This is a genomic window from Methylobacter sp. S3L5C, from assembly GCF_022788635.1.
Lineage (GTDB): Bacteria > Pseudomonadota > Gammaproteobacteria > Methylococcales > Methylomonadaceae > Methylobacter_C.
Genome location: NZ_CP076024.1, coordinates 658,317 through 675,114 on the forward strand (window position 1 = coordinate 658,317; position 16,798 = coordinate 675,114).

Sequence of the window (16,798 nt, forward strand, 5' to 3'; positions counted from 1 at the left end):
ATGCCTCACATTAACGCTTTACTCAATGAAGCAACCCAACGACTTGCCGTCATTTCAGATTCAGCGGCATTAGATGCTGAAGTTTTGCTGTGTCTGATACTTGGCAAAGAGCGATCCTATCTTCGCACTTGGCCGGACAAGGACTTGCAACTCGAAGATACGGCCCGATTTTGGACACTGATACAGCAACGGCTAAACGGAATGCCTATTGCTTATATCACCGGTAGCCGGGAATTCTGGTCACGGACTTTTAACGTTACCCCGGACGTGTTAATTCCCCGTCCTGACACCGAACTACTGATTGAAATCAGTCTAAAGCTGATACCTAAAGACAAGCCCGTCAAGATTATTGATCTTGGCACAGGCTCCGGTATTATAGCCATCACTCTGGCAGCAGAGCGTCCACTGGCCCAGGTCAGCGCAACCGATCTCTCCAAGGCCGCACTGCGCGTTGCAAAGCTAAATGCCAATAAACACGAAACCACACACATTCAGTTTTACCAAAGCAACTGGCTTGCAAATATGCGCAAGGAAAAATTCAATATTATTGTCAGCAATCCACCCTATATCGCAGAGAACGATAGCCACCTAATGCAAGGTGACATTCGCTTTGAACCTCAATCGGCATTATGTGCCGATGATCAGGGCCTCAGCGATATTAAAATCATTGTTGAAACAGCAATCAATTATCTGGAGTCCGGCGGATATTTGCTGATTGAACATGGCTACGACCAAGAGCACCAGGTTCAGTCAATTTTTAAAGATTTTCATTATGATAACGTTCAAACAGTTACTGACCTGTCTGGACAACCCAGGGTAACTTATGGACAATGGCATTACCGTATAGAAACACACCTATCTCCTTTTAAACCTTGAACACATTGAACCCTGATCATTATGACCCAAGCAGAAATACAGATCCCTCGCAAGCTAACCAGCCAATTACTCCATCTTGCGCAAATCTCGCCCAACTTTGAAGTCTGTGGCCTGATCGGCAGTAAAAACGGCTTGCCGACCCACTGCTACCCCATAGATAACGCCGCCAAACTTCCACAACAACATTTTCTACTGGATGCCGGACAGCAAATAGCTGCCTTGATTAAAATGCGTGAATTGGGCGAAAACCTCTTCGCTATCTATCACTCCCACCCAAGCTCACCAGCCCTTCCGTCAAGCCATGATTTAGAACTGGACGCTTATCCTGATGCGGTTTATCTAATTATTTCACTTAACACCAAAGGTATTCTGGAAATGCGGGGCTTTAAAATTCACCAGAAAACGGCCATGGAAATACCGTTATCGATGAGTGACGATTAATCCTTGAGATAGCCGACTTGGCGCTACGATGAAACAGTTTTGTAGAAAATCCTGCTTTTATATTTCTTACTCATTTAGCTTGAATATATCACCACTCATTGAGCAAAAATCAAAAAGGCTAGGAGAGATAATGACAATCTCATTAAGAACCTAGTAAAATGTCGACTATATATATTGTCAAAATAAAAATAATCATTAAAAAATGCATATAATTGACTTAAATCGAACAATCATCCTATTTATGGAGGTGTTAGCGTGGAGCTAAGTGGTGCACAAATCCTGGTTCAAAGTCTTGTAGACGAGGGCGTAGAATATATTTTTGGCTATCCTGGCGGAGCAGTACTGCATCTATATGATGCCCTATTCCAGCAAGATGAACTCAAACACATCTTGGTTCGCCATGAACAAGGCGCAACCCATGCCGCTGATGGTTATGCCCGGGCAACCGGAAAACCGGGAGTGGTATTGGTCACTTCAGGTCCAGGTGCCACCAATGCGGTAACCGGTATTGCTACCGCTTATATGGATTCAATCCCTATGGTGATCATTTCCGGCCAGGTATCTCTACCCGTGATTGGCAGCGATGCCTTCCAGGAAGTTGATATGATTGGTATCACCCGCCCCTGTGTTAAGCATAATTATTTGGTCAAAGATGTTACCAAATTAGCGGAAACCATTAAAAAAGCATTTTATGTTGCGACCACAGGACGACCTGGACCTGTCGTAATTGATATACCCAAAGACATAACTGCTCCACAAATTAAAGTACCTTATAAGTATCCTGAAAAAGTTTCTATCCGATCTTATAATCCTGTAAGTACTGGTCATAAGGGACAGATTAGAAAGGCGGTTGATTTATTGTTAAGCGCACATAAACCCATCATTTATTCAGGTGGCGGTGTCGTTTTAGGGGAAGCAAGTAAAGAATTGATTCAATTTGCCCACACACTGGGCTATCCGATTACCAATACCTTAATGGGTTTAGGTGCATATCCGGCATCTGACAAGCAATTTATCGGCATGCTGGGCATGCACGGCACTTATGAAGCCAATATGGCGATGCACGAAAGCGATGTAATTATTGCTATAGGCGCACGCTTTGATGATCGTGTTACCGGCAAACTGGATTTATTTTGTCCGTATGCCAAGATTATTCATATTGATGTTGATCCGGCCTCTATTTCCAAAACCGTTAAAGTAGATATTCCCATTGTCGGCGATGTTAAACCGGTATTGGAACAAATGCTTGCGATGATCAACGAAAGCAAAAAGCAGCCCGATGCAAAAGCCTTGGAACTTTGGTGGAACCAAATCAGGCAATGGCAATCCGTTAACTGCCTCGAATATGATCGTCAAAGTCCGTTGATTAAACCGCAATATGTTATTGAACAATTGCATGAAGTCACCAAAGGCGATGCCTATGTGACGTCAGATGTCGGCCAGCATCAAATGTGGGTCGCGCAATACTATCCTTTCGACAAGCCGCGTCGCTGGATAAATTCAGGTGGGCTTGGTACTATGGGCTTTGGCTTGCCGGCAGCCATCGGTGTTAAATTGGCATTTCCTGACGAAAATGTGGCTTGTGTTACCGGCGATGCCAGTATCCAAATGTGCATACAGGAATTATCAACCGCCTTGCAATATAACACGCCGATTAAAATCATTAACCTGAACAATCGCTATATGGGCATGGTCAGGCAGTGGCAGGAATTTTCTTACCAAAGCCGTTATTCTCACTCCTATATGGATACTATTCCGGAGTTTGTTAAATTGGCAGAAGCCTATGGCCATGTCGGTATGCGTATAACCAAGCCCGAAGAAGTAAGACCCGCTCTGGAAGCCGCTTTCGCCATGAAAGATCGCACCGTATTTTTGGACGTCATGACAGATCAAACTGAAAATGTTTATCCAATGATTGAAGCGGGAAAAGGTCATCATGAAATGAAATTAAGGGTCGCTACAGGCACATCGACAGATAGGGAATTGGCTTAAATGAGACACATTATTTCTGTTCTAATGGAAAATGAATCCGGTGCATTATCTCGCGTAGCCGGTTTATTTTCGGCGCGTGGCTACAACATAGAATCACTCACCGTAGCTCCAACCGAAGACCCAACACTGTCAAGAATGACAGTGGTTACCCGTGGCAGCGAAGAAATCATTGAACAAATCACCAAACAGCTTAATAAATTGATTGACGTAGTCAAATTAATTGATTTAGCTGAATCATTTCATATTGAACGCGAATTGATGATGGTTAAAGTAAAAACCACAGGCGAAATGCGTCATGAAATCAGAAGTTTGGCGGATATATTTCGCGGCAAAATTATTGATGTCACGTCCACCACTTATATTATTGAAATGACAGGCACTTCAGAAAAACTTGATGCCTTTATTGCCGCGATAGATCCTGACTGCATTATTGAAGCGGTTAGATCAGGACCAACAGGCATTTCCAGAGGCGAGAAAGGCCTACATTTATAACTTAAGTAAACGTTGCAAGGTTAAAACAGCTTCGCAACTTTTATTATTTTCATTTACTTTATACCCAGAAAAACAGGAAAAATCATGCAAGTTTATTACGACAAAGACGCAGACATCTCCATCATAAAAGCTAAAAAAGTAGCTATCATCGGCTACGGTTCACAAGGTCATGCCCATGCCCTTAACTTAAAAGAATCTGGTGTTGATGTTGTCGTTGGCTTACGCGCCGGTTCACCTTCAGTCGCTAAAGCGCAAGCGCATGGCTTAACTGTTCAAAACGTAGCAACGGCAGTTGCCAGTGCAGACGTGGTCATGATTTTGACGCCTGATGAATTTCAATCGTCATTATACAAAGATGAAATTGAGCCCAACATCAAACAAGGCGCAGTCTTGGCTTTCGCACACGGCTTTGCAATTTTGTTCAACCAGGTTGTACCCAGAGCCGATTTAGATGTCATCATGATTGCGCCAAAAGCACCCGGCCATACCGTACGTTCTGAATTTGTTCGCGGCGGTGGTGTTCCTGACTTAATCGCTATTCATCAAGATGCATCAGGCACAGCGAAATCAATTTGTTTAGCGTATGCCTCTGCTATCGGTGGTGGTCGCTCAGGTATTATCGAAACGACTTTCCGTGACGAATGTGAAACAGATTTATTCGGCGAACAAGCCGTTTTATGTGGTGGTGCTGTTGAACTCGTAAAAATGGGCTTTGAAACCTTGGTTGAAGCAGGTTACGCACCAGAAATGGCGTACTTTGAATGCTTACACGAATTAAAATTGATTGTTGATTTAATGTTTGAAGGCGGCATTGCCAATATGAATTACTCCATTTCCAACAATGCAGAGTATGGCGAATATGTCACCGGCCCTAAAGTCATTAATGAAGAAAGTCGACAGGCGATGCGTGAAGCCTTACAAAATATCCGTAACGGCGAATATGCTAAAAAATTCATCCTGGAAGGTTTGACTAACTACCCGGAAATGACGGCAAAACGTCGTTTAAATGCTGAACACCCCATCGAAGTCGTCGGCGCACAACTACGTAGCATGATGCCGTGGATTAAAGCCAATCAGATTGTTGATAAAGCCAAAAACTAAACATTACTGTTGGTCGCAACACTTTAAAAAAGCCCGTCATTTATGACGGGCTTTTTTTTACATTTTTATTGTCAACACCCTACTTTTAGATGGACAAAAACTGCCATGAACGGCAAAATTTGAACCCTATATAAAACCTCAGACCACCCATTTTAGACGGGAGAAAAGCTATGAAACAAGAAAATACTGTCAGTGCATTTTTATTGGGTGTATCCATATTTCTGGGGCTAAGCGCACTTGGATATCTGCTCTCTGGTGCCGCTATGACCTATAAAGAATATGAGCGTAGTGTAACTGTTAAAGGTTTGTCTGAACGTGAGTTGCCAGCCGATATAGTCATCTGGCCGATTGTGTTCACCAAGGCCAGCAATGAACTTGGCGACCTATATTCATCAATTGAAGACAGCACTAAGAAAATCAGGGATTTTCTTGTTACCAAAGGTATTGATAGCGCTGAAATAACCGTCTCAACACCTTCTATTACTGATAAATCAGCCCAACAGTATAATGATCCCGGCAAAGCTGACTTTCGCTATACTGCCATTCAAACGGTCACAGTATATTCATCAAAAGTCGATCTGGTTCGTAAAGTAATGACTGAACTTGCGGAACTCGGCAAACAAGGCATCGCCTTTACTGCTGGCGATTACCAAAACCAGAACGAATATATTTTTACAAGTTTAAATAAAATAAAACCCGAAATGATTCAAGAAGCAACGACCAAGGCACGTGAAGTGGCTTTAAAATTTGCCCAGGATTCAAACAGTAAACTGGGTAAAATAAAACAAGCGTCCCAAGGACAATTTGAGATAAATCCACGCGATAAAAACAATCCACATATCAAAAAAATACGCATTGTATCCACGGTGGAATATTATTTGTCGGACTAAGAATTTACTCTAACTGCTGTCCGGTGATGGAAACTAACTCGTTGATATAATTCGAGGCTTTGGACTGGAAACTTATTGTATTTTAACTGCCGTATAAGTCAGAGTGAGCCGGTTCAAGCGATAGGAAATGAACTTGGCTTACTCTGACCTACTTAACTTTAGGTTTTTATCTGGTGCTAATTTTAAAATTATAACCAGTTTGTTTTAAGCATTTTTTAGTTACTGGTATTTATCTTTTTAATGAAAATATAAGCGTAAGCCACCGCCACACCAAAAATACCAGTAAGAAGAATTTCTATTATCATAATAATGACGCTCCTATTGTTAATATAAACTCATGTGCATTGCTTCATCAGAATTATTCAATAATGAAGGCAGTCCTTTAACAGAACTTACTAATGGTTAAGCCATTTTCATGCCAAGGCAATTAAATTAAATATATCTATAAAAATCAACAAGATAATTAGATTAAGGAAGCTTTTTAAAAAAGATAAGGTAAAGTCTGTGGTTGAAATAAACCATACCAACCGGTTCATTTCAACCACTTCTATTTTTGAACTGATCTGAGGTAAGCGCAAGGTTAGTGGGATTTATTTAAAATATCTCCTAACCCTGTTTTCAAGGAGGGGGAACTGAATAATATCGGTTTGATAGAGAAAAAACTATACTCAACACTAATACACTTGAGTATAACTTTCCCTGACTTCTTTAAGCTCCATGGCTATTTCACGACGCAAACGGAAGTCACGTCGGGTATGAGCGATGTTATAAGGAATACCTGGATTTCTTTCGTACTTAACCGCTGTGCGAATAAGGCCGATCCATTGCCGGTCATTATCTTCCATCTCTTTAAAGCGATTACGAATCCGCTCCAATTCCTGATTACAATAAGTCACAAAACCTGCCGCATAAAATACACTATTTTTTAAATAATCTTTTAAAGCAGCTAAATCACTATTAATTTCTTCAACAACCTGCTCAAAATTATTTGGCTCGGGTAATTTTTCTTGCTCTTCCGGGTCAGTAGACGATAAGTTGGCCATATCCTGACTAAGCGCTGCTTTAAGAGTTGTTTTAACCGCTTTTCCAACCACCGGCGGAACGGGTGTTTTGTCTGCCCATAAGCCATACCGTAAATAATGGGTAACGTCCTGCTTGTTCATATCGATACCCTGATAAAAGGCTTCCAAAGTCTTAATCTCGGCTGATCGTTCATCCAATAAGCGTTCGCGTGCCTGTAAAGGCTTAGCTATAAAAGCTTCAACGGCAACCCGGCCAAAACGTAAAAACAACACTTGAAAGCCGTGTCGGATGCGGGCTTGCTCAATACTTTCATCAGCATTTAATAACGTTTTACGCACATCTTCGGTTTGCCATAGCAATACCTGGGTTTTTTGAACAATTTGATCAATCAATACTTGCAACGATTGGGCTAATTGATCGGTCAACTCGGTTTCAAATTTCTGCTGAATTTCCCTAAATAATTCTTCGCGAATTTTATAATTACCTTCACGTGGGTCAGGCATCGAAATCGTTCGACCGGCAGTATAAATACGCTTTAACTCATCCGTTTGACCGGTGGTAAGATTGGACAATAAATCATCAATTTTTTCATCATAAGCCGCATGTAATGTCGCCAACTCCTGATGCTCGGCACCCAGGGCATCAGCTTCCTTACGACCTTGAATACTTTCCGCATACCAAACATCAAAATCTTTTTTGATGCGTTGCCATTCACGTCCCCACCATTGATTAAATTCTTTACCAAGCAGATCATCTTCTTCTACATCACCATCGGCTATCGCCGCATAGGCAGGCTCAAGTTTTACCAAAATATCACCGGCATACATGCGTATATTGCTAACCAGGGCATCACAACGCTTTTGCAAAACCTCTGCACGTTCATGATCGATATAATGATTAACGGTATCTTTTAATAACAGCATCCCATCATCGATACCCAGTTTTTTTAATTTAAGCTTATCGTCTGCGCTTTTATTGCGCCTCAAGGTATCTTCTGAAGGTATACCAAATTCAACCAAGTGAGCACGGGCGCAAACAGGTATCATGCGTCGCTCAGGAACAGTCGGCCAGTAATTTCTGTGCTTTTCTAAAGTTTCCTTAAAATCAATCGGATCATCCATAGCATCCGCTTGCGTAAGCACCACAAAAATTTTGTCGGACACTTTAATGCTGGGATCTTCAGAATCAGCAATGTTTAATATTTCTTTTTCCGGCCCGGTAATTGAAGGTTGCTTCATTTCTTTGGCATAAATGATGGCATCACAACCCTTCAACCGATCAATGGCTTGTTCGGAATGCATCAAAATGCCCGAATTAAAACCTGGAACATCATGAAAAATAATATCCCTGTCACTTCTCAAGCGGACGGTTTTAAGTTGAATTCGTTTAATGGCTAAAGACTGCGCGCGGTTTTTAAAAATCGCTGACTGTAGTTGTTCATTAATTTCACTAATATCAATAAAATTTTGGCTAAAGCCGTTTTTTTGCTTGGTAAACTCGTATATGGCATGCAGGTTTTTTTCAGTATCATCAAAATCCTCTTGTATTTCCTTCCTTTCCTTATCACCCAACGTGCCATCCAGCGCCTCTTGCCTTTGTTGCTGAAGTTTCTTTATCTCTTCTTTACTGTAGTATTGAATTGACAGGAGTTGATCCTGTTCGGTCTGTGCCGACCAGATTTCAGTACTGGTGAAGGTGCATCTTTCGCGGGCAGACGGTAGAATCTCTTGCCCTAACCAGGCATTCAGCAACGCGCTCTTACCGGCTTTTTCCAGACCAATAACAGCGACTTCAAAACGGTTGGCGTGTAAGCGCTCCAATTGCCGATTTAAGCGCTCATGCTCGGCATTAAGTTTTTGCACAAGCTCGGGCGCAATATCTTCACCCGTTTTATTACAAAGCGTCACCAATTTGTCCGCCAGCACAGAGGTTATTTCTAACCGCGCAAGTTGTTGTTGACAAGTTTCCAGCCAGGTAGCCATAAGATTCCAGAGTTGTTAAATACTTTTTATTTTAAACCCAATACCCTCAATCAAGAGGATTTAGAGAGAATAAACAGTTCTTTGTTTACTCTCTCCAATAGCTTAGTGGCCTACTTCAACCTTGGTGCCCTTGGATTGACCAATCTCAACAAGCGCTTCATTGAACCAGGGTGTGTCAAGATCAAAAGGCTTACCGCCTTTAATGCGAGGAAATTCAATCGCACGCAGTTCGTCGCCACGATCTTCATCATGACCTATCAAACCGGATTCACCACGGAAAGCACATTCAACAGCCAGATCAGCGCAAGACTTAATCAACTTGATATCTTCAATATTTGCAGCGGAAGCTCTGGCAAAATAGCCGGATTTTTGAATGAGTGTTTTTTCTGCACCGAGCATTTCCGCAAACTGCTCGCCAAACCATTTACCGGGATTAACTGCATCAAGCTTAACATGACCAAAAGCATCACGCGGCACTTCCTGACCTTTGGCTTCCATTTCAGCAACAATTGATTCTACACCGGCCCCTTCAGAAACAAAGATGTTTACGCAGTCGAATTTATCCATGACAGCGCGAAGACGCTTGGCTTCGGCGGCAATATCAATAGCCATTTCAGGAATAAATATGCCATGAACTTCAAACGCATTGCGATCAAGCCCCAGCTCAGGCAACCATTCCGCGTTATCTAGCAACTTGCGGTATTCTTGGGTAGTGGCAGCAGTCAGCCAACCGCAACTGCGGCCCATCACTTCATGAACAATCAGCATACGCGGATTGGCATTGTTTTCGGCCACCACATTCCAAAAATAACGTGCTCCCTGCTCTGCTGCAGTCCAGGCGCCCAATGATTGCTTAATGGGAAAGACATCATTATCAACTGTTTTAGGCAAACCAATAACCGTGAGGCCATAATTATTATGCGCAAGAAATGCAGCAAGATCTGCAGCAGCGATATTGGTGTCATCGCCACCAATGGTATGAAGAATATCAACACCATCTTTAACCAATTGCTCTGCGGCCACTTTTTGTGGATCTTCACCTTCCTTGACAAGACCACGTTTTACGCAGTCTTTAACATTGGTCAGTTTAACGCGACTATTACCGATTACTGAACCGCCAAAACCATGTAAAAGGCCGGCTTTTTCTCGTATTGCTGGCGTAACGGTATAATAATCACCCAGTAGCAAACCTTTGTAACCGCTGCGATAACAAATAATTTCAATAGAAGGATCGATTTCAGTATAACGCTCAATCAGACTGCCGATAGCCGAGTTTAGGCAGGGTGCTAATCCACCTGCGGTTAGAATTGCGACTTTTTTGGGTTTGTTCATAAGAATTATAAGGTGTGATGTTAAAGAAAAATTATGGAACGGCAATAAAATAATGCGGTTATTTGACGGCGCATTTTTATTCCCATCCAAGCTGGGTTAATTTGGCTGTGGTAAGCCATATAGCTGCTGATACAGCACAGAATATGAATAAAAAACTACAAGATAATCACCATCCCTCTGCTAAGGAGCGCTATTCGCGTCTTTTTAAACTATCGTGTCGCGCCAAAACTCAAACGACACAAATCATTTCACGGCTAACGCTACTATAGCGTAGCAAAGAAAAATATCAGCGCGTGAACTTTATTAAGCCATCCCGATGATGCCCGAATTTTACCATATTACAAAAGAATTTCTTTTGTTTTTAATGAGCTTAACCCAATTTCACATTGACTTAAGTGCCTGTCCCGGCAACATACTCAGCGTCAAAAACGGGGGGTATAAAAACTTTGATTTTGTTTAAATCGATAGCGAAAGGGCTACTATCTGACAGTAAATTATGTTGATATTTAATGACAAACAGCAGTTTTTAAGAGACTTAAATGTTGATAAAAAACGTAAAACTACATTGGCGTTGATTTATTTAAATAACCCCTAATAATTGCTGCAAACGAAAGCTCGTTCTTGGCCAACGGTTTAATTATTCTGAGGGCATCCAACAAAATCTTTACTGCTTTGGGTAAATTAGCCATGCTTTCACGCACTAAATCATAAGCACCAAATACAGCAAGGAAAAAGAACTGCTTGATTAAAGAGTAGTGATTTCTGTTTAAACCGGCCAAAATAGCAATCGACTCTTGCGCATTGGCGCCACCACATTGTAAGTATTTAAATACTGCCGTTTTAAGCAAGTCATTTGACATAACGCCATATAGCGCATTGGCAAGAACATTAAGATTGGCATTAGCGTGCTGTCTGTCACGATAATAAGCTTCGATTTTTTCGTGAATCAAATCAGTGTTATTAAAGTCAGGCATCACCAATAAATGTGCACTCAATATTTGTATGTCCGAAAATACCGCAGTCAAGCCGCCACCGGTTAAAGGGTGCCGCATATTAAGCGCATCGCCCAGCATTACCGCACCTTTACGAATAATGGGTTTGGCTGCCATATAATGATTAGGCATCACTTTAAAGCCACCTTCTTGCATGGCTTGTTCATAGCTTTTAAGCATGCATTGCGGAATATAAGGCGTTACGTTGGCATCCAAATGTGCCTGTAATAATAACTTTCTGGGCAGCTGATCCCCCGGAAAATCAATTAACAGCCTGACTTCATAATTGGAGATCGGATAACAAATAAATGGTGTAGGTCCTGATAAAAACACATGCCCATGCTTTGGAAAAGGCATTTTACAATCTTTTAAAATTAAACCAATGAAGTAAGACGTCACGGTTTTTTTATTATTGCTCAGATCGACTCTAAAATTCGAAAAGAAGCCGTCACTGGTAATGGTTAAGGGCGCATAAATAGACTTTATCTCGGACGTAAGCGATTCCCGGTAACTAACACCAATAATTTCATGCCGTTCATTTTCCAGCAGTTGCAAAGCCTTGCCATGTATTTGCGTAACCGATTCATTTTGTATGGCGGAGGCTCTAATTTGCTGCAAAAACCGGCCGTTATGCAAGCCCATACCTTTATAGTGATTAGGGTAGGCAATGGTGATGTTTTCGTCACCTTGCAGCAGTGAATAACCATCAACCGACTGTGCATCAAAACCCTCCAGCAAATGCCCAAGCCCCATTTGCTCAAGTGATAATACTGCTCCGGGTTGCAATAACTCCCCAACGATACGCTTTTTTTCCTTAAAACAATGATCAACTAACGCTATCCTAATGCCTTTGGGGGCAAGATAAGCGGCAATGGTGGCGCCCGCCATACCTGCGCCGATAATGCAAATGTCAAATTCTGATTTCATATTAGGCTACTTGATACAAATACTTTTAACTGGATTGATTCTTTTATCATCCCTGAACATACTACCGACAGTATCGACTCAATGCCCATATAGGAAAGATATTCCTATAGTTAGAGTAGGTTATCATACAATTATAATTAAAAACGCCGGAAATATTTTCCTGTGGCCAATCGCCAATATCGCTTTGTCTTTTTAACAACATATTAATACCATTTTCGATAATTTTTTTATCGCCAAAATTTGCAGCCATTAATGCCAGTAATGCCCAAGCGGTATTAACGACTTGAGATGTTGCCGCTTCCGTATAAACCAGTTTAGAACAAGATTCAAAAGTTTCTCCCCAGCCACCATCAGTTTTCTGCCTGGACACTAAAAAAGCACAAGCTTTGTTGATACTATCCACTAAAATGGCATCATCACAATAGCCTTTACCCTTGGCCTTACCAATTGCTTCTATGCCAAACCAGGTAGCATAGGTAAAACAGACTGCCCAACCACCATACCAAGAACCATCGGTCTTTTGTTGCTTAACAATAAAGCTGAGTCCGGTACTAACGGCTTTATGTATTTCGCTACTTTTATACTCGGGATAGTCTTCCTGAATTTCCAGTAAAGAAATAACACAAGCCGCCGTACATTCTGTCCATGAATAGTCGATCATTATATCGGCAAACACTTCAGAGGGATTGAGTTTTTCCAGCCACTTCGCTGAACGCGTCAATTCATAAGTTGCCCAGCCGCCATCAGCATTTTGGTAAGACAGCAGCGTATCTATCGCTTGTTTAATACGTTGCTCATCAATAATCGGTTTAACAAGACCTGAATGATGAAGCGCTAAAGTGGCGCTTAAACCTTCCGCCGTACAATCTGCGACTGGCCAACCTTGTTCAGCCGTTGAAAAAGGCCAACTCCCAATCATGGGATGACGAAAAAACTCGGTATGCGTAGCATGTTCAGATTTGATTTGAGATAAGTCGATAAATTGATAACTTTTTTCCAATGTTGCCGGGAATAATTTACCCAAGTCGCTTTCCAGTATGGCGCGGGTTGAAAAAGCGGTATCCCAAAGCTGGGAACCATTATAACCGCTCATTTTCATGCCATCTTCAGCAACCCATAAATAATCATACCAACGCGCGACATGTTTTTTAAATTGCTCGGAATCTTTGCCGTAAGCATGCCAGATACAAATAGAATTAATGGCTTTATTAACAGGGCCTATATTGAGGTAATTGGTTTGCTCATCTTCAGCATTAAGATATTTTAAGATATAATCAGTAGCTTTTTTTCTTAGCCAAGGTAATTTACATTTCTCATAGTTATTGGTAAAAAAGTTCATCCACTTTAGTACTGGCGATGGCGTGGTATAACAATCTTTTTCACAAACAGTAGTGCGTTGTTTGGGCCAGTCAATGGTTTCAAAAGCTTCATTATAAAGTTCTTGTCTTAACGACAAAATCAGTGCATTTTCAGGTACTTTAATGCGCTCAGCGTAACAATAAGCCATTGGCAAATACACCATACGAGTATGACACCAGTAGCGCCAAGGATGAACCGGCAACCATTTTGGGAATAGCCACATTTCAGGAAACAGGCTGTTAAAACCTTGCCAGTCATACAAATTCAAAATGGACAGATAAAACTTCCCCCATGATGGAATACCGGTTGCACCGCCATTATCTCCAATCCACTCTCTGGCTTTAATCAGTTGTTCATGATTTTTATCGACGCCTAAAATACGCAATGACACATATTGCATTACGGTACCAAACATCGTCGATTCACCTTCAATATGCATGCCCCAGCCAGCATCTTTATTTTGATGATTGAATAAGTAAACCTTCATCATTTCCCGGTGTGCTTTGGGAAACGGTGTCTCTGAAATATAAGAAGCTATGAGTAAACCGGGCAACAGAAATAGCGGGCCACCGTAATCACCAGGCCAATGACCGTCATCACTTTGCAGGCAGGAATAGTAGTTTATTCCTTTGACCAACGCATCAATAGCTTGCTGTGCTTCGGAGCTTTCCACCTGCAGAATTTTCCCGGCAAATGCCTGAAACTTCTCATTAATGGCGGCATGCCGGTATACCTTATCACCGGAATTAGGATTGCTAAATTTATCAAACTGAAAATCTTCGGTAAACTGGATTACTTCTTCGTCAGTAACGTTATCGGCATTTTGTAGATGCTCATTGATATTGCTTGATCCAGGCTTGAATGCCCAAATATGCCGTCCCTTTTCAGTGAGTAGTTGCCAGTTTTTCCAGCCAGATTTTACTTTCAGCATAGATTTTTTATGAAATACCTTATCGCTTGGTTGAACGGCATAGACTATCTATTAACCAGATAGTCTATGTGCATTTAAAATTTATTGGTTAAACAAGGCAATGCGTACCATTGCCATAAAGCCTTTCAGCTTTTTAAAAAGACTCGGTGGATTGCGTAACCGCTCATGACCTGGCAATAATTGTCCTTTAGCCAATCGACCTATTTTCCTTTTTACTGCAGTATCGAGTTTACCATCAGCGGCCAACTCAAAAAACAAGGATTTCACATTACCCAAATCAAAAAAATCGCGTTGCCATTCCCACTTATAATTACCGCCATAACGAAACCAGGAACCTCCTATACCCGCGACTTCATAATGACTACCATCTTCCCGCAATGCAGGTGATACTTGATGCCATAAACCAATTACTTCGCCTTGTTTCTCATCAATTAAAATGCGGTGATACGGATAGCGCCATTCTTCAAAGCCTTCCATTTGCACGCCTAAAGCCCATTCTTCTATCTCTTTACGGCTACGTGCGACAAATTCTTCATTGGGGCCAATATTCCAGCGATACTCAGCGTCATCGGTATACATCTGGCCTAAATGTTTAGGCCAGTTGCCTTCTTTTTCAGCGTCACGATTTGCTTGCAACCAACGCTCAACCATTTCTTCAAGTTCTGCTCTGGGATATGCAGTCATTCTTTATCTCTCATTCTCATTCGCTCTAATTGAGTTTAATTTTAATTGCTTTGCTTGGGCAATATTTTTCAGCTTGTCGGGCTTTTTCCAGTAAAGCCAGCGACGAATTTTCTTGTAAGACAGTTACATTACCGGCATCGTCTACCTGAAAAAGCTCAGGTGCTTCAGCCATACAGGTTGCATGACCCTGACAAAGCTCCCTATCGACTGTTATGTTAAAATCAATTCCAGTTTGCGCCGCTTCCTGTATATTGTTTCTCAAAGACTCATCAACAGTATCTTTAACATCGCTGCGTTTTATATAGCGAATACGACAGGGTGATAAAGGCTGCACCACCATTTGGGTAAAATCATCCTGATAATTGTCCTTATCATCAACCAGTTCAAAGGTATATCGCCGTAACAAAATACTAAAGATGGCTTTTAATTGCAGCATCGCAAAAGCGTTCCCGGTACATTTGTGTTTACCGCCACCGAAAGCAATCCAACTGAAAGGCTTGGCGTCCTCCTGACGCGCTTCTGAATAACGTTCAGGATCAAATTTTTCAGGGTCTGGAAAAACTTCAGCAATGCGATGCGATACACGCGGCGAGGCACAGACATACTTTCCAGCCTTAACCGTATAACCTTTAAAGTAAAAGTCTTGCATCACCTTACGAATTAAAAAAATCAACGGAGGATGCAGGCGCAACACTTCTTTAATGACATTTTCCAATAGCGGAATTTCTCGCAAAGACTGAAAAGTAACATCACCCTCAGCACCAAACAATGCATCCAGCTCATTCAGTACGACCGCCAACTGTTCCGGTCGGCGTGCCAATTCCAGTAGGGTCCAGGCCGCTGTACCTGCAGTCGTATGATGGCCTGCGAATATGGTACCGATTAACATCCCGGTTATTTCATGCGGAGATAAGTGAGTGCCATCGTCGTATTTGGATTCAATGAGCAATTGAAACGCATCTTCGCTTTTTTCTGTCTTCAGCGCTCTTTTGGCAATAATGCCGGTCACTAATACTTGCAGTCTGGCGCGAGCTTTATCACGGCGGCGAAATACCGGTAACGGTAAATAAGGAAAAACAAAAGCCAGCGGATTTACGCCTTTTTCAAGATCATGATAAATTTTCGCGAATTCTTCATTCAGTTCATAACGAAATTCATTGCCCAAAAGACAGTGGCTGGAAGTATAAATCGTGAGCTCCTTCATGAACTCAAGCAAATCAATTTCACCGGTATCGTCCCAACCGGCTATCATTTGTTCAACTTCCTGAACAATCACTTGCGCATAACCACGCATTGGTTTATCGCGTAAGACCGGCATCAACATTTTAAGCTGTTGATCTTTTTTATGCGGCGGTGCATCAAAAACCACACCTTTGCCAAAAATGGGTGTCATGATTTTATAGGCCTGACTTTGATCCAGTTGCCCATCCGGCGCACGAAAAAAAGCCTCATTAGCTTCAGGCCCCGTCATCAAAACCATTTTTTGATGAAACATACGAAATTCACCGATTTCCCCCAGTGACTTTCTAAGGTCCATCATGTACTGAAAAGGGTTTTTTCCAAATTTTAGCATATGTCCTAAAATCGGCAAGGCACCCGGCATTTTAGGCGGCTCTTTACCAGAAGAAGGGGTATTTTCAGTATTCGTTGTATTCATAACTCAATGTAGATAGACGTGCATTAAGGAACGCCAGCATTCCCCGGAAAGCATAGGCCTTTAAATGCTATAGGCAAATGCAAGGAAACTTGTGATTTTACGCCGTGCTTGGTTAATGT

General features: G+C 41.8%; 12 protein-coding genes. 6 read left to right on the top strand and 6 right to left on the bottom strand.

The window, feature by feature from the left end; translation table 11 throughout:
• From prmC to KKZ03_RS03270, 6 genes are all read left to right on the top strand, one after another.
• A complete protein-coding gene (gene prmC / locus KKZ03_RS03245) occupies positions 1-876 on the top strand; it encodes a peptide chain release factor N(5)-glutamine methyltransferase (protein WP_243220029.1) in 876 nt (291 codons plus the stop codon).
• A gap of 21 nt (positions 877-897) precedes the next feature.
• Positions 898-1,317, top strand: coding sequence for a Mov34/MPN/PAD-1 family protein (locus tag KKZ03_RS03250; protein WP_243220030.1), 420 nt, complete (start codon positions 898-900; stop codon positions 1,315-1,317).
• 255 nt (positions 1,318-1,572) lie between these two features.
• On the top strand, positions 1,573-3,309 hold the full coding sequence (locus tag KKZ03_RS03255; RefSeq protein WP_243220031.1) for an acetolactate synthase 3 large subunit: 1,737 nt from the start codon (positions 1,573-1,575) through the stop codon (positions 3,307-3,309).
• A complete protein-coding gene (ilvN, locus tag KKZ03_RS03260) occupies positions 3,310-3,801 on the top strand; it encodes an acetolactate synthase small subunit (protein ID WP_243220036.1) in 492 nt (163 codons plus the stop codon).
• Between the two features lie 84 nt (positions 3,802-3,885).
• Entirely contained in the window at positions 3,886-4,902 is a 1,017-nt protein-coding gene (ilvC, locus tag KKZ03_RS03265) for a ketol-acid reductoisomerase (RefSeq protein ID WP_243220038.1), read from the top strand.
• Positions 4,903-5,072: 170 nt separating this feature from the next.
• Positions 5,073-5,792 (top strand): SIMPL domain-containing protein, encoded by a 720-nt coding sequence (locus KKZ03_RS03270; RefSeq protein WP_243220039.1) that lies wholly within the window; start codon positions 5,073-5,075, stop codon positions 5,790-5,792.
• A gap of 674 nt (positions 5,793-6,466) precedes the next feature.
• On the opposite strand, the gene KKZ03_RS03275 is transcribed toward KKZ03_RS03270, so the two are convergent.
• The 6 genes from KKZ03_RS03275 to KKZ03_RS03300 form a co-directional block, all read right to left on the bottom strand.
• A complete protein-coding gene (locus KKZ03_RS03275; RefSeq protein WP_243220040.1) occupies positions 6,467-8,797 on the bottom strand; it encodes a dynamin family protein in 2,331 nt (776 codons plus the stop codon).
• Between the two features lie 102 nt (positions 8,798-8,899).
• Positions 8,900-10,129, bottom strand: a complete 1,230-nt coding sequence (locus KKZ03_RS03280) for a pyrophosphate--fructose-6-phosphate 1-phosphotransferase (RefSeq protein ID WP_243220041.1) — start codon at positions 10,127-10,129, stop codon at positions 8,900-8,902.
• 560 nt (positions 10,130-10,689) lie between these two features.
• Positions 10,690-12,048, bottom strand: a complete 1,359-nt coding sequence (locus KKZ03_RS03285; RefSeq protein ID WP_243220042.1) for an FAD-dependent monooxygenase — start codon at positions 12,046-12,048, stop codon at positions 10,690-10,692.
• A gap of 61 nt (positions 12,049-12,109) precedes the next feature.
• Complete coding sequence (locus tag KKZ03_RS03290) at positions 12,110-14,338, bottom strand: terpene cyclase/mutase family protein (RefSeq protein ID WP_243220043.1); 2,229 nt, start codon at positions 14,336-14,338, stop codon at positions 12,110-12,112.
• 81 nt (positions 14,339-14,419) lie between these two features.
• A complete protein-coding gene (locus KKZ03_RS03295) occupies positions 14,420-15,022 on the bottom strand; it encodes a nuclear transport factor 2 family protein (protein ID WP_243220044.1) in 603 nt (200 codons plus the stop codon).
• 25 nt (positions 15,023-15,047) lie between these two features.
• The gene (locus KKZ03_RS03300) at positions 15,048-16,679 is read right to left on the bottom strand and encodes a cytochrome P450 (RefSeq protein ID WP_243220045.1); all 1,632 of its coding nucleotides are present in this window, start codon (positions 16,677-16,679) and stop codon (positions 15,048-15,050) included.
• Positions 16,680-16,798: the final 119 nt, after the last annotated feature.

Excerpts from the sequence above, each read along its gene's own strand:
- KKZ03_RS03285 (WP_243220042.1), bottom strand. The coding sequence starts at position 12,048 with ATGAAATCAGAATTTGACATTTGCATTATCGGCGCAGGTATGGCGGGC.
- KKZ03_RS03250 (WP_243220030.1), top strand. The coding sequence starts at position 898 with ATGACCCAAGCAGAAATACAGATCCCTCGCAAGCTAACCAGCCAATTA.
- KKZ03_RS03270 (WP_243220039.1), top strand. The coding sequence starts at position 5,073 with ATGAAACAAGAAAATACTGTCAGTGCATTTTTATTGGGTGTATCCATA.
- ilvC (WP_243220038.1), top strand. The coding sequence starts at position 3,886 with ATGCAAGTTTATTACGACAAAGACGCAGACATCTCCATCATAAAAGCT.
- KKZ03_RS03290 (WP_243220043.1), bottom strand. The coding sequence starts at position 14,338 with ATGCTGAAAGTAAAATCTGGCTGGAAAAACTGGCAACTACTCACTGAA.
- KKZ03_RS03275 (WP_243220040.1), bottom strand. The coding sequence starts at position 8,797 with ATGGCTACCTGGCTGGAAACTTGTCAACAACAACTTGCGCGGTTAGAA.
- prmC (WP_243220029.1), top strand. The coding sequence starts at position 1 with ATGCCTCACATTAACGCTTTACTCAATGAAGCAACCCAACGACTTGCC.
- KKZ03_RS03295 (WP_243220044.1), bottom strand. The coding sequence starts at position 15,022 with ATGACTGCATATCCCAGAGCAGAACTTGAAGAAATGGTTGAGCGTTGG.
- KKZ03_RS03300 (WP_243220045.1), bottom strand. The coding sequence starts at position 16,679 with ATGAATACAACGAATACTGAAAATACCCCTTCTTCTGGTAAAGAGCCG.
- KKZ03_RS03280 (WP_243220041.1), bottom strand. The coding sequence starts at position 10,129 with ATGAACAAACCCAAAAAAGTCGCAATTCTAACCGCAGGTGGATTAGCA.
- ilvN (WP_243220036.1), top strand. The coding sequence starts at position 3,310 with ATGAGACACATTATTTCTGTTCTAATGGAAAATGAATCCGGTGCATTA.